The organism is Enterococcus sp. DIV1337a, from assembly GCF_051712285.1.
GTDB classification, from domain to species: Bacteria; Bacillota; Bacilli; order Lactobacillales; family Enterococcaceae; genus Enterococcus; species Enterococcus faecalis.
In genome coordinates this window covers 1,262,303-1,276,387 of the sequence record NZ_JBIOOP010000001.1, presented here as the reverse complement: position 1 = coordinate 1,276,387, position 14,085 = coordinate 1,262,303, and the positions used below count along the sequence as shown (strand labels likewise).

Below are 14,085 nucleotides of genomic sequence, written 5' to 3'. Positions count from 1 at the left end.
GCTCATGCCTCCCTTCATTTTATTATTTATCGTTTCGATGATACGTTTCATAGTCATGTGCATAGAGATTTTTCTCGTCCACGACGCCGGGAACAGTGGCAACTTTTTCCCAAACAGACCAGTCAATTTCTGGAAAGAAGGTGTCGCCTTCAAACGTTTCATGAATCATCGTCCGATATAAGACATCGCATGCGGGAATCAGTTCTTTAAAAACGACAGAACCTCCACCAATAACGGTCACGCCTTCATAGTTGTCAGCATATGCAAGAATTTCCTCTACGGAATGCATAACCAAAACGCCTTCAGCTTGGTAATCTGGATTGCTGGTAAGAACAATCGTTGTTCGATTTGGTAACGGACGGCATCCCATGCCTTCGAAGGTAGCACGTCCTAAAACCAATGTATTATGAATTGTTTTTTCCTTGAAAAATTTCAAGTCGTTGGGTAAATACCAAGGCAATTTGCCTTCTTTCCCAATCACTCCTTGTTCATCTTGGGCCCAAATAGCTGCTAACATAGCTTCTCTCTCCTTTTTTATACGGCAATCGGCGCTTTAATCGTTGGATGTGGGTCATAGCCTTCTACTTTAATATCTTCCATATCAAAATCAAAAACAGAAGCCTTGTCTGGATTCAAAACGAGCGTTGGGAAAGAACGAACTTCTCGTGATAATTGTTCTTGCATTTGTTCCACATGATTTTGATATAAGTGGGCATCTCCTAGCGTGTGTACAAACTCCCCCACTTCTAAACCTGTTTCATGCGCAATCAGATGTGTCAATAAAGCATAGCTTGCAATGTTAAAAGGAACACCTAAAAAAACATCGGCACTGCGCTGATAAAGTTGACAGCTTAATTTTCCTTCATTTACATAAAATTGAAACATAGTGTGACAAGGCGGCAACGCCATTGAAGGCACATCTTCTGGATTCCAAGCGGAAACAATTAAACGGCGAGAATCAGGATTGGTTTTAATCATTTCAATCACATTAGCTAATTGATCAATAAAGCTACCATCTTTGGTTTCCCAGTGACGCCATTGCGCACCATAAATATTCCCTAATTCACCATATTTTTCTGCAAACTCTGCATCATTTAAAATGGCGTCACAGAATTTTTGATGTTCTTCTTTGTATTGTTCTGCAAATGCTGGATCTTGTAAGACACGATGCCCAAAATCCGTCATGTCTGGTCCTTGATAATCTGCGCTTTTTACGTAACGTTCGAACGCCCATTCATCCCAAATATGATTATTTCGCTCTAACAAATAACGAATATTCGTGTCGCCTTTTAAAAACCACAATAACTCACTTTTAATCAAGCCAAACGGTACTCGTTTGGTTGTTAGTAAGGGAAATCCTTTGGCCAAATCAAAACGCATTTGATAGCCAAATAAACTATACGTCCCAGTTCCTGTACGGTCTTCTTTAAAATGACCTTCTTCTAAAATCTTTTTTCCTAGCGCTAAGTATGCTTCTTCCATCTTATTCCCTCCATCTCTTAATCCGCGTATTCACTCAAGTATTCCCAACGATTCATTTTTTCTTCTAGCAATTGTTCCGTTACAGTTACCGCTTCTTGTAGTTCTTGTAAACGAACAAAATCGTCACCCTGATGATTCATTTCTTCAGTTAATGTTTCTAATTTCGTTTCTAATTGTGTGATATCTTCTTCAATTGTTGCCCACTCTTTTTGTTCCATATAAGTCAGCTTTGTTTTTTCTTTCTTTTCTGTCGATACTTCTTTTACTGGTTTATTGACCGGTTTTTCTTTGACCTTTTCTTGTTCTTTTTGGTTCGCCAAATATTCACTCATCGTGCCATAAAATGATAGAATCTGACCATTTCCTTGAAAAACTAACAATTTATCCATTGTTTTATCCAAGAAATAACGATCATGAGAAACTGCAATTACCGCTCCTTTGAACGTTTGAATATAATCTTCTAAAATAGTCAATGTATCAATGTCCAAATCGTTGGTTGGCTCATCCAATAATAACACGTTAGGCTGACTAATTAATAATTTTAAGAGATATAACCGGCGTTTTTCTCCACCAGACAGTTTGCCAATCAGTGTCCCGTGCATAAAACGAGGAAATAAAAAGCGCTCTAACATTTCAGCGACCCCAACGCTGCTTCCATCACTGCGTTTCACTTCTTCTGCTGCTTCTTGCAAATAAGCAATCATCCGTTGATTAGGATCCATTTCTTCGTTTTGCTGGGTATAATAGCCAATTCGGACGGTTTCACCGATACTATATAGGCCACTCTCTAAAGGAATGCGGCCAGCTAAAATATTTAATAACGTGGATTTGCCTGCACCGTTTTTACCAGTAATGCCAATTCGATCGTTTGCTTGAATGAGTAAATTAAAGTCTTTCAAAAGCTGTTTATGATCAATGGCATAATTTCCTTCCTTGATTTCCAGAACTTTTTTCCCTAAACGCTGCGTGGCAAAGTCTGCTTCTAAGGTGCCATTGGTTTGTACCTGATGCAAGTTTTCTTTTAAATCCTGAAACCGATCAATTCTTGCTTGCTGTTTCGTTCCTCGTGCTTGAACGCCCGCTCGCATCCAGGCTAGTTCTTGTTTGAAGAGGCGTTTTCTTTTTTCTTCTTGTTCTACAGCGACACGTTCACGTTCGGCTTTTTCCATCACATACGTTTCATAGTTTCCTTTGTATTCATACAGTTTTCCAAAAGAAAGTTCGAAAATCCGATTGGTTACTCGATCTAAAAAGTAGCGGTCATGGGTCACCATTAAAACCGCGCCACGATAGTTATTTAAAAAGTTTTCCAGCCATTCAATCGTTTCATAATCCAGATGGTTCGTTGGTTCGTCTAATAGCAGTAAATCAGGCGCTTCAATTAAGACTTGCGCCAAACTTACTCGTTTTAACTGCCCACCAGAAAGCTCACTTATTTTCTTCTCCAATGTGGGAATGCCTAATTTTTGTAGAATAATTTTTGCATTGGTATCTGCTGTCCAAGCATCTTGTTTATTCATGGCTTCTTCTGCTTGCGTGTAACGTTTTTGAACCCCTTCGTCTAAGCCATTCTCACTTAAAGCAGCTAACGCTAATTCATAATTTTTAACCGCTTTTATGATCGGGCTGTCCCCCTGAAACACGGCTTCTGCAATCGTAATATTCTCGTCAAATGTTTGATTCTGGGAAAGATACCCGATTTGATAATCACTTGGCTGCTGAATCGCAGCAAGATCACCATCGCCACTATCTACACCAGCAATAATATTTAATAAACTGGTTTTCCCTGTGCCGTTAATCCCAATTAAACCAATGCGATCTTTTTCATGAATCAAAAAAGAAAGATGATCAAATAGTGTTTTTTCCCCATATGTTTTGGTTAAATCTGTTACTTTTAATTCTTTCACCGACACTACCAACTCCTTCTATTTTGGTCTTGCTTATTGTATCAAAAATTGGATCGTAAAAAAAGTGCATGAGATAAAAATCGTCTTGGTTTCATCTCATACACTATTACTTATTCTTTATTAAAATTTTTAACAAATCGTTTCAGCGGAACGTTATTCACTTCGCCACTAATCGAATAACTCTCTAATAAATTGACATTTTTTCGTAACTCGTTCGCTTCGATAATTGAAATGCGTTCAGATTGTTCGTAATGATCAATCATTCGTCGCTCTTCTTGGAAGCCTAATAATAGGTCTTTAACATAGTCTGTCTCCGTATGAACAATATACGAATCAATAAATTCGCCTTTTTCAAACTTATGGGCTAAATCCAAGCGTCCGTCAATAAAGAAGTCAATTAAATCATCATCGTAAACACCGCGTAAATTATCTAAACTTTTTAGAATAACTTGAGAATTTCTTAGAAAAACTTGGCGAATATTTTCTAATTCTTCGTTTCGTAATTCTTTTTCTTCTTCAGAAGCTTCATCACGATTGAAAAATAACTTAGGATGTAAAAGAATCGAAATGATTTGTCGAGCAAATAGTAACCAAAAGCCTACAATCGATAATAATTGTTTGGCAATCGACCGTTGCATCCGTGTAATTAAGCGTTGATACATACGATAACTTCTGACACTAATTTCTCCTTGTTTCAAACTTTCTTCTAAGCCATCTCGTTCAATTGACACAATTAACGTCCGCAACTCTTGCACTTCTTGTTTTCGTTCCGCACTTAACTGCTCGGTATACAATTCTTTTAAACGATCTTGGTAATTTTCAATGACCGCATTCATTTCACCACGAGGATTCTCTTCATTTTGCTGTTTTAAAACGTCAATGACATCACGTAATAAATCAATTTCGACTGACTCTTCATTTGCCACTTCCGTCTCTGAATCTGTTAAAAATGGTAAAACTAGAATACCACCAATCAGAGTTACCAAAATAACACAAGCTGTAATAAATAGTAATAACGGTCGTTCTTTAAAATGCTCGCCGTTAATCGCCGTTGGCAAAATAAAGATGGTGGCTAAACTCACTGTCCCCTTAACACCGCCAAAAGTTAAAATCAACATTTCATTCATTGCAGTTTTAACTTTTTTGAAGCCATGTTGAAGCATGTAAACACTGAAAATAGCTAAGAAACGAATTAAAAAGACAACCCCACTAATAATTAAAACAACCATTAGTAAGAACCAGTTTGAATATTGTTGGTCAATCCAAATTGGCGAAAATACTTGCGAAAGTTCAATTCCTAAGAATAAGAAAACTAAGGCATTTAAAGTGAACTCAATCATACTCCAAATACTTTCGCCAACATTTGACAGCTCTGCTTCAAAAAGCGAAACTTTTTTCAAACTAGAAGCTTGCATAATTCCAGCAATCACAGCGGCAATAATTCCAGAAACGCCGACCAATTCTGAAATTAAATAAGCAATAAATGGTAAAAGCAATTCAATCAACAAGTAGCCAGTGACATCTTTTGCCACTGCAGTTTCAAGTAAATGAACAATTTGTTGTTTTAATAAAACTAAAACAATTCCGACCACTGCTCCACCAATGCTGGAAATAATCAAGGTCCCTGCCGCTTCCACCGGCGAAAATGAACCCGTTAATAAAGCAGCTAACGCAAATTGAAAGGCTGTAACGCCTGACGCATCATTGATGAGCCCTTCACCAGACAAAATGTTCATTGAACGTTCAGGGATGTCAATTCGACCTGATAATGAACCTACCGCAACTGCATCCGTTGGCCCTAAAGCCGCCCCAAAAGCGAAACAGGCGGCTAATGGTAAGGCAGGCAAAATCATATGCAGTGTCCAGCCGACTCCGACTAGGGTAATTAACACACCAAAAAAGGCCAAGAAAAGAATCATCCCGAAGTTTTTCATCATTGCTTTCAGATTGATTAGCTCCCCTTCTCTAAATAAAAGCGGTGCGATAATCATTACTAAAAACACTTCAGGCTCAAATTCAATTTCTTGTCCCATTTTAGTTAAACCAATTAGAACACCTACAATAATTTGCACAATTGGCAGCGGAATGACGGGAACAATCCGGTTGAATATGTTTGAGAAGGTAATAGACAGTGCAAAAACAATGATTAGAAAGGTAAATTCCATCCTATCATTCCCTTCTATATTAAATTTTTATTGACTTACCGATCAAAACATTTAAGTAATTTTTTCTTTTTAAGAATAATTTTTTTTTCGACTTCTTCTAATTCAGAACTGCGTTCACAAAGCTCCAATTGGGCGCGTCGTGCTTCTAAACGAAGAAGATCTCCTTTAATTAATTCAATTTTTTTGTAGCGTAAGAAATTTTTCTTTTGCATACGTTCTGCAAAGTGTTGTCGTTTTTCTTCAGGGATTGCTTGATATTTCTTTTTCAAGTCAGCGACACACTTTTCAAATTCTTCACTCACCGAAACAACTTCCTTCCAAAATTTAATCTGACTAATTATAACAAATTTTACCAAAAGTACAAGCAAAATTGCTTTCTTTTTTTTAAAAGAAATTCTGGGGAAATTTTATGAGAAAAAAGCTGATTTCTAGGAGCTGAACATACTTAATCTTCATTAACAATAATATCAATTTCTGCCTCTTCATTCATCCGTGTCGAAAGAAAAAGGACCATTTCTTCTAGTGGCGCAGAAAAGCGCAAAACCACCCCTCTTCTGCCTTTTTTTAAATATCCTAAACGAATACCGTTTGGCTTTTGAACAAGGACAATCTTTTCGATATCTTTAAAAGCCGTGCCCCGATTGTCAAAAGGATGCGTAATAATACCATCCTCCGCAAAACCTCTTGCATCGTAAAGAAAACTGAAGACAATCAAAATATATAACACGCTTCGAATCATTTCAATTTTATCTCCTGCCGAAAATGCATTGGCCATAATTATTAAACTGAAAAAAGCAACTAAATATTTCGTTGTAGGATGTTTTGCAGCCGGAATTACAATACTTTTACGTACAAAGTAAAAGTAACCATACATAACGACGACAAATAAAAATAGCAATAACGTAAACCCATCGATAATCACAAACGACTCCTTTATTTCTTTTTCTTTTGAATATCTGTTAAAATATCATTTATTTCTTTAATTTCTTTTTTTGATTCATTAATCTTTCTGATAACCGTCTCACGTTTTTTTCCAGGCGGTAAGTCAATTGATTCTTGGTAGTAGTTTGCTAAAGCTTGAACTTTTTTCATTTTTTCGCTTTGCAACAAGGCTATATTTCTTTTCATTTAACCGCCTCCTCTTTCTTAGTATACATTACTTTGTAAGGAATTGCTTAATTTGCAAGATATTTTCTAATAAAAAGGAGTAATTTTACAATTTCTTATAAACAAAAAGTGTTTGCCTGAGTAACGCCAGCAAACGACAAAATAATAGAATAAAAAATGAGACAGAAGTAGTTTACTTTTGTCTCATTTTTTATTATTGAGCTGAAATCGCTAAAACAATTGCTTTTTCCCCTAGATGGGTTCCAATAACCGGTCCAAAATGACCGATTTCAATTTCTGCATTTGGATAGAGCTTTTGTAATTTTGCTTGTTCTTTTTCAGCGACGATACGGTTATTGGCATGAATCACATACAGTTTAACTGGTGCTTCAATCCCTGCATTTCGTTCACCAATAATTTTTTCTGCACGAGCAAAAGCTTTCTTTGTTGAACGGATTTTTTCAAATAATACAATCTTTCCATCTTCAAAAGTTAAGATAGGTTTAATTTTCAATAATCCAGCGATCAAGGCTGCACCGTTCGTTAAACGACCGCCACGGACTAAGTTGTTCAAATCTTCTACAATTAGATATGCATACGTATTGTCACGAATTAAATCTAATTTGGCAAAAATTTCTTCTAAGCTAGCTTTTTCTTCTGTTAAATCTAAAGCTGCTTCTACCATGTGTCCCATTGGCATACTTGTAATTTTTGAGTCATATGGATATAAAGCAACACCTGGGATTTCATCAGTAAGTCCGTGCAGTGTATGAACAAAACCAGAGATTCCTGAAGAAAGATGAATGCTGATGATGGTGTCATACCCTTGTTCAGCGATTGATTTGTAAAGCTCTAACACTTCTCCTAAAGCAGGTTGTGAAGTCGTCGGAAATTCTTTACTATTATTTAGCAATGCATAATATTCATCTGCTTCAATGTCAATGCCTTCGTTGTATATTTTTCCATCTAAAATGACTGGGATGGGAATTACAAAAAGATTCGGATGATCTTTAATGCGCTCGGGTAAATAAGCTGTACTATCTGTCACAATAGCAATTTTCATTTTGTAACCTCGTTTCACTAATTTTCCACGTTGTTTCTAATATAGCATAAAAAAGGATATTTTAAAATGCTTTCCTTATTCGTTCAGGAATTTTTCGATGGCGTCAGCATTTTTCTGTTCATCCACTTCTAAAATACTTCCTGCATAAGAGGATTCACCAAAATTCCAGGAATCTGGTACCGGAACCGATAATGACTCAACCCCTGCTTTTCCTTTAATCAGCAACGCTGGTCCGTTCATCAGCATGAAACTAACAGGCACATCTGTCGACATATATCCAACTAATTTCCCAAGTGATTCTGGAGTTCTTAATAAAGTCATCGGGTTTTTCATTTGGCTCATCACAGCTGACATAACTTGTTGTTGGCGACGGACTCGTCCAAAGTCGCCTTCTTCATCCATTCTAAAACGAGCGTATTGGAGTAAGACGTGTCCATCCATGACTTGTTGACCTTTTTCAATATCAACGCCATCTAAATTCAGTGATTTTTCTGCATCGATTTTGACACCTTTAGGAAACATAGAGTCAACAATTTTTTCAAATGATTGGAAATCTACCTTAGCATAATATTTCGTATCTAAATTAAAGTTTTGTTTTAACGTTTCACGAACCAATTCAGCTCCGCCGTAAGCGTATGCGGCATTAATTTTATTCGGCCCGACACCAGGAATGTCCACGAATGTATCACGCATAAATGAAATTAATTTTGGTTTTTTTGATGGTCCATTTAGTTGGAGAACCATTATTGTGTCGGCTCGTCCAGCATCTTCCCCACGTGTATCGCTGCCAAGAATTAAAATATTCTTAGCCCCATTGCTACTTTTGACGCCATTAAATGTTTCTACTTTTTCTTGAGGCAACGAGTCATCATGTTCTGCTGCAGATTTTCCTTTTAAAAACATGACTGTACTATAGGCAAATAAAAGAATTAATAAGATCACTAGCCATTTGAAAAAGCGTTTTGTTTTTGATTTTTTACGTTTCTTTTTTGGTTTCTTGTCTTTTTTTCCACGAGGGGGTTGGTCAGAACCGTTGCCACCACCTGAATCTGTTTGATGTCGCCTCTCACTTCTGCGACTGTCCTCAGTATAGCTGTCTTCGAAAACTGGCTCTTGAAGGCTTTCAGCTAGTTCTTCCGGTTCTTCTTCTCTATGTTCACCCATTGATTTTCGGGGATTAAAGGTCTTTTTATGCTCTGCTGATCTCGATTTTTCATGAATATGTTTATAACGATCTACACGACTCATCGTGTCACTCCTTTACCTCTGTGTTTTATCACCTTTCTTAGGATACCTCATTTCACAGGAAATTCCTATTACAAATATGTAATTTAATAAAAAATGAAACTCACTTTATCTAATAAGTAAGCTTCATTTTCATTTTTAACTCTTTAAAGCGTGGACAAAACATAGATTGGGTAATCCCCTAAAATTTTTATTTCTGCGCCAATGAGTTGCAATTCTGTTAAAGCTGCTTCAATTAGTTTTTCTGGTTGATCTTTCACTAAGTCCATTAAAAAGAAGTACTCTCCGAGCTTTGTTTTCAACGGCCGCGATTCTATTTTGCTAAGATTAATCCCGCGCCAACTAAACACACTTAATGCTTTGTGTAAAGAGCCAGGAACATTACTTGGCATCGTCAGCGCTAGCGTTATTTTTTTTTCAGATAGCGGGAAAGAAATCGCTAAATTTTCAGAACCAAGAACCCAAAATCGGGTTTGATTTACCGATAAATCTTGTATATTTTTTTCAACAATGGTCAAATCATACATTTCCGCAGAAAGTTTTGGTGCAATAGCTGCAAAAGGTAATTCTGGATGTTCTGCAATGTATTTGGCGGCGTAAGCTGTTGAAGGCGTTGCTTCTAAAATCGCTTCTGGAAAGTTTTTCGCTAGAAACATCTGTGATTGAGCTAATGCTTGCGGGTGTGATAAAATTTTCTGACTTTGTTGCCAGATTGATTGATTCTCCTTTGCCACCATTAGTTGTTGTTGAATTGGTAAAACCAACTCTGCTTGGACAGGTAACTGCGCTTGATGATACAAATAATCAATCGATGCATTAACGGTTCCTTCAATCGTGTTTTCTATTGGGATAATGCTCCATGCCACTTCGTGCTGTTCAATTGCTTTCAAGCAAGCTGGAATCGATGCGTACGACATCAACGTAGCTTCAGGAAAAGCAGCCAATGTTGCACTGTACGTAAAGGAACCGATCGGACCTAAATAACCAACTTTCATCGTTTCTCTACTCCTTTAATTGTTGCAAAATTTCATTGATAATTTCTTCTGGCGAGCGATTGGTCGTATCAATTGTCATTTTCGCACATTCTTCATAAAAATTCTTACGAGTCTCAAACAAAGTAATAATCTCTTTTGAAGAACGTTCTATAGCTAAGGGCCGTTGGTTCTCAGTATCTTCTTTGATTCTTTTTAACAGCTCTTCTGGTGTCGCATGTAAATAAATTACTTGCTGAAAAGATTTTAATAAGCTACGATTTTCTGGTCCGACAACAATCCCGCCCCCAGTTGAAAGGACGGCTGCATTTTTTGACAGTTCCTTTAAAAGTTGGGTTTCCTGTTCTCGGAAAGCGGCTTCGCCATATTTTTCGAAATAGTCAGGAATTGAGCGCCCTATTTTTTCAATCAACGCTGTATCTAAATCAAGATGAGACATCTTTAGTTTATTGGCCAAGCTTTGGCCAATGGTTGTTTTACCAGCACCCATAAAACCAATTAAAACAATGCTTTCCATGGTTTGTTACCCTCCTTCATTAACAACTTAAACGTTCTAAGTCGTCAAAAAATGTTGGATAAGAAACTGAAACTGCTTCAGCCTTATCTAATTCAACAGTGCCTTTTTTTACAAGTAATGCAGCAATTTGTAACATCATCCCGATACGGTGATCCCCATAACTGGTAACTCTTCCACCATGTAAAGAAGTCGGTCCGTGTATAATTAAGCCATCATCTGTAGGCGTGATGTCGGCGCCTAAAGTCGTTAATTCTTTCGCTACTGCATCAATCCGATTCGTTTCTTTGACTTTCAATTCTTCTGCATCTCGAATGATTGTCGTACCAGTAGCCTGAGTGGCTAACAAAGCAATAATCGGTAACTCATCAATTAAACGTGGAATAATAGCGCCACCAATCTCTGTAGCTGTTAAACGACTCGTTTTTACAAGTAAATCGCCAGAGTGATTAGCTTCGTCTTCATTTAAGATAGTGACGGAACCACCCATGTTTTTAATCACATCTAAAATACCTGTCCGCGTTTGATTTAAGCCAACATTTTTCAGGAGTACCTCGCTATCTGGGACTAATAAACCCGCAACTAAAAAGAAAGCCGCAGAAGAGATATCACCAGGGACTACCACATTTTGACCTGTTAATTGTTGTGGTCCAGTTAACATAATTTTTTTATCGTCTACTTCAAGCGTCCCACCAAATTGTCGAATCATCTCTTCTGTATGATCACGTGTCTTTTCTTTTTCAACCACTACAGAAGTGCCCTCGGCTTGCAAAGCGGCGAATAAAATAGCCGATTTAACTTGAGCACTCGCAACAGGCATTGTGTAGTGAATCGGTTGCAAGTTTTGAGTCCCGCGAATAGAAATTGGTGGAAACTCCGTTTGCTGAACCCCTTGACATTCCGCTCCCATTTGGTTTAAAGGAAGCATCACACGATTCATCGGTCGTTTAGCAATAGACGCATCACCAGCTAGGCGCGTTTCAAAGGGACAGCCAGCTAAAATGCCTAGCATTAGACGAATTGTTGTCCCTGAATTTCCAACATCAATTGTATTCTTCGCCTTTTTTAATCCTGCAAATCCTTGCCCCTCAACGGTGATTGTCGTCCCGTCATCTTCAATGTTCACACCCAAAGAACGAAACGCCGCTAAGGTACTTAAACAATCTTCGCCTCTTAGAAAATTTGTAATCGTCGTTTTTCCAGAAGAAATCGCTCCAAACATAATACTTCTATGGGAAATCGATTTGTCGCTAGGAACCATCAGAGTCCCTTGTAAATGTTTCACATTTGTACGTAGTTGCACCCTCATCACCTCTTATTTTTCGTAACACGTATAGTTCGTTTTTTTAGATAAAATTTGTTTTGCAGCTTGGCAGTCTGGTTGATTTTTAAAAGACAATTGAAGAATCCCATAGATTTCTTCTCTCGTTTCTAAAATTTTAATATTTGTAAGAGAAAGGTCCGCTTCGCCTAAAATTTGCGTAATTTCAGCAATGATTCCTGGTTGATCTGGTACATCAACAAACAAATCATAGAAAGCTGGGATTGCGCCTTCTTTATGAATAGGTAACTGAGCGCGTGTTTCTCTGGCCTTATCAAAAAAATTACGAATAGCTGGGGCGTTTTTTTCTGTTAACCATTGGCAAACAGTAGTCATCTCTTTTTGCCAATTTTCTAGTAAGTCCAATAATACTAAGCGATTGCTTAATAAAATATCCGTCCACATCGTTGCATCAGAGGAAGCAATTCGAGTAATATCTCTGAATCCTCCAGCCGCTAGCTGCTGCGCTCTAGGATAAGTTGTATTCAATTGCTGACTTTCATTCACTAAAGCTGCGGCAACAATATGTGGCAAGTGACTTAGAGCACCAGTAATTTCATCATGTTCCTGTGCAGGCATCGTAATAAACTTCGCATGCGTTCCTTTTAGTAACGTTTGTAACTCCTGAATCTGTTTGTTTTTTTCGCCATGGTCATCGGTAAAAATATAGTAGGCATTTTCAAACAAACGTTCATCAGCGGCTGTTACGCCGGATTTATGTGAACCAGCCATTGGATGACCACCAATAAAATTTTTCATGTTAAGCTTTGTTGCTAACTGATTAATTTCCACCTTGGTACTACCCACATCTGTGATCAGAGCAGTTTCTAGTGATAATTGGTTTAATTCTTCTAGTTGTACTAAAGTTGCTTTAACTGGAGAACAAAGAAAAATAATCTCTGCTCGTCTTGCCCCACTTGTTAAAGATTCAGCTATCTCATCAATTAGACCCGTTTTCTTAGCAAATTCAGTTGACTCCGCTTGATTATCGAAACCGATAATCTCACTGTTGGGATGCCCTTTTTTGATACACAAAGCCAGTGAACTCCCGATTAGCCCTAATCCTACGATTAAAATGCGTTTCTTCATTTTTCCCTCCATATACTTGCGACTTTCTTCCATTAAAAGTTTTGAGTATATAGACGATAACGTTTCACTGCTTCTTTCATTTGTTCAAATGAGTCACTATCAAATTTTTCGAGCATAGCCTTCGCTACTTCCGTTGCAACAACGGCTTCACAAACAACGCTAGCGGCCGGTACCGCCGTGCTATCAGAGCGCTCAACGCTGGCTTTATAAGGCTCTTTTGTATCAATATTAACGCTTTGTAATGGTTTATAAAGGGTTGGAATAGGTTTCATGACACCACGAACGATGATTGGCATTCCGTTGGTCATTCCTCCTTCAAAACCGCCTAAATTGTTGGAAGTTCTGGTATAACCTGTACTTTCGTCCCAAACAATCTCGTCCATCACTTGGCTACCAGGGCGTTGCGCCATTTCAAATCCAATGCCAAACTCAGCACCTTTAAAAGCATTGATGCTTACAACAGCTTGCGCAATTTTGGCATCTAGTTTACGATCCCATTGAACATAGCTACCTAAGCCAGCTGGAACGCCGCCTACGAGTACTTCGACTACCCCACCAATTGTATCGCCATTTTTCTTGGTTTGATCAATTAGTTCTTTCATTTTTTCTTCTACGGAAGGATCTAATACGCGAACGGCAGATTGTTCAGACCGTTCTTGAATTTCACGGATCGTTAAATTTTCAGGAATCGTAGCTTCAATCCCGCCTAATACCGCGACATGCCCAGCGACTTGGATATCCAGTTCAGCTAAGAGTTTTTTAGCAACCGCACCAATCGCCACGCGCATCGTTGTTTCTCGTGCCGAAGACCGTTCTAAAACATTCCGTAAATCATCATGTTGATATTTCATGCCACCGACTAAATCAGCATGTCCTGGACGTGGTTTGCTGACGCGGCGGATTTTCTTTTGTTTTTCAGGAACTGGCTCTACTGACATCACGGAGGTCCAATTTTTCCAGTCTTTGTTTTCGACAATCAACGTTACTGGTGAGCCAAGTGTTTTACCATGCCGAATGCCCGAAGTAATACGTACTTGGTCTTTTTCAATTTTCATCCGTCCTCCACGACCGTAACCGCCTTGACGTCTTGCTAATTCTCGGTTAATCTCTTCGCTACTTAAAGGCAAGCCGGCTGGTAAGCCTTCAATAATAGCAGTTAATTCAGGTCCATGTGATTCGCCTGCTGTAATAAAGCGCATC

14 protein-coding genes are annotated in these 14,085 nt (G+C 38.1%); all 14 read right to left on the bottom strand.

The genetic code is table 11. From position 1 onward, the window contains the following. Window positions 1-22 precede the first annotated feature (22 nt). Complete coding sequence (gene dfr / locus IGL49_RS06195) at window positions 23-517, bottom strand: trimethoprim-sensitive dihydrofolate reductase (RefSeq protein ID WP_104854836.1); 495 nt, start codon at window positions 515-517, stop codon at window positions 23-25. Between the two features lie 17 nt (window positions 518-534). Then, entirely contained in the window at window positions 535-1,482 is a 948-nt protein-coding gene (locus IGL49_RS06190) for a thymidylate synthase (protein WP_002357569.1), read from the bottom strand. A gap of 17 nt (window positions 1,483-1,499) precedes the next feature. Continuing rightward, entirely contained in the window at window positions 1,500-3,389 is a 1,890-nt protein-coding gene (locus IGL49_RS06185; RefSeq protein ID WP_164982886.1) for an ABC-F family ATP-binding cassette domain-containing protein, read from the bottom strand. 110 nt (window positions 3,390-3,499) lie between these two features. After that, window positions 3,500-5,554 (bottom strand): cation:proton antiporter, encoded by a 2,055-nt coding sequence (locus IGL49_RS06180; protein ID WP_104854834.1) that lies wholly within the window; start codon window positions 5,552-5,554, stop codon window positions 3,500-3,502. A gap of 35 nt (window positions 5,555-5,589) precedes the next feature. Then, window positions 5,590-5,922, bottom strand: coding sequence for an ACP phosphodiesterase (locus tag IGL49_RS06175; protein WP_104854833.1), 333 nt, complete (start codon window positions 5,920-5,922; stop codon window positions 5,590-5,592). Between the two features lie 77 nt (window positions 5,923-5,999). Beyond that, the gene (locus tag IGL49_RS06170) at window positions 6,000-6,476 is read right to left on the bottom strand and encodes a hypothetical protein (protein WP_104854832.1); all 477 of its coding nucleotides are present in this window, start codon (window positions 6,474-6,476) and stop codon (window positions 6,000-6,002) included. Between the two features lie 11 nt (window positions 6,477-6,487). Then, window positions 6,488-6,682, bottom strand: coding sequence for a hypothetical protein (locus IGL49_RS06165; RefSeq protein ID WP_104854831.1), 195 nt, complete (start codon window positions 6,680-6,682; stop codon window positions 6,488-6,490). Window positions 6,683-6,875: 193 nt separating this feature from the next. Beyond that, window positions 6,876-7,724 (bottom strand): DegV family protein, encoded by an 849-nt coding sequence (locus IGL49_RS06160; RefSeq protein ID WP_438748974.1) that lies wholly within the window; start codon window positions 7,722-7,724, stop codon window positions 6,876-6,878. A gap of 75 nt (window positions 7,725-7,799) precedes the next feature. Beyond that, a complete protein-coding gene (locus IGL49_RS06155) occupies window positions 7,800-8,972 on the bottom strand; it encodes an LCP family protein (protein ID WP_104854830.1) in 1,173 nt (390 codons plus the stop codon). A 143-nt stretch (window positions 8,973-9,115) separates the two neighbouring features. Then, window positions 9,116-9,964 (bottom strand): prephenate dehydratase, encoded by an 849-nt coding sequence (pheA, locus tag IGL49_RS06150; protein ID WP_104854829.1) that lies wholly within the window; start codon window positions 9,962-9,964, stop codon window positions 9,116-9,118. 7 nt (window positions 9,965-9,971) lie between these two features. Then, on the bottom strand, window positions 9,972-10,478 hold the full coding sequence (locus tag IGL49_RS06145) for a shikimate kinase (RefSeq protein ID WP_104854828.1): 507 nt from the start codon (window positions 10,476-10,478) through the stop codon (window positions 9,972-9,974). A gap of 19 nt (window positions 10,479-10,497) precedes the next feature. Continuing rightward, window positions 10,498-11,784, bottom strand: coding sequence for a 3-phosphoshikimate 1-carboxyvinyltransferase (gene aroA, locus IGL49_RS06140; RefSeq protein WP_104854827.1), 1,287 nt, complete (start codon window positions 11,782-11,784; stop codon window positions 10,498-10,500). Window positions 11,785-11,790: 6 nt separating this feature from the next. Continuing rightward, a complete protein-coding gene (locus IGL49_RS06135; RefSeq protein WP_104854826.1) occupies window positions 11,791-12,885 on the bottom strand; it encodes a prephenate dehydrogenase in 1,095 nt (364 codons plus the stop codon). Between the two features lie 32 nt (window positions 12,886-12,917). Beyond that, window positions 12,918-14,084 carry a chorismate synthase gene (aroC, locus tag IGL49_RS06130; protein WP_002357582.1) on the bottom strand — a complete coding sequence of 389 codons (1,167 nt, stop codon included), beginning with the start codon at window positions 14,082-14,084 and terminating at the stop codon, window positions 12,918-12,920. Window position 14,085 lies beyond the last annotated feature (1 nt).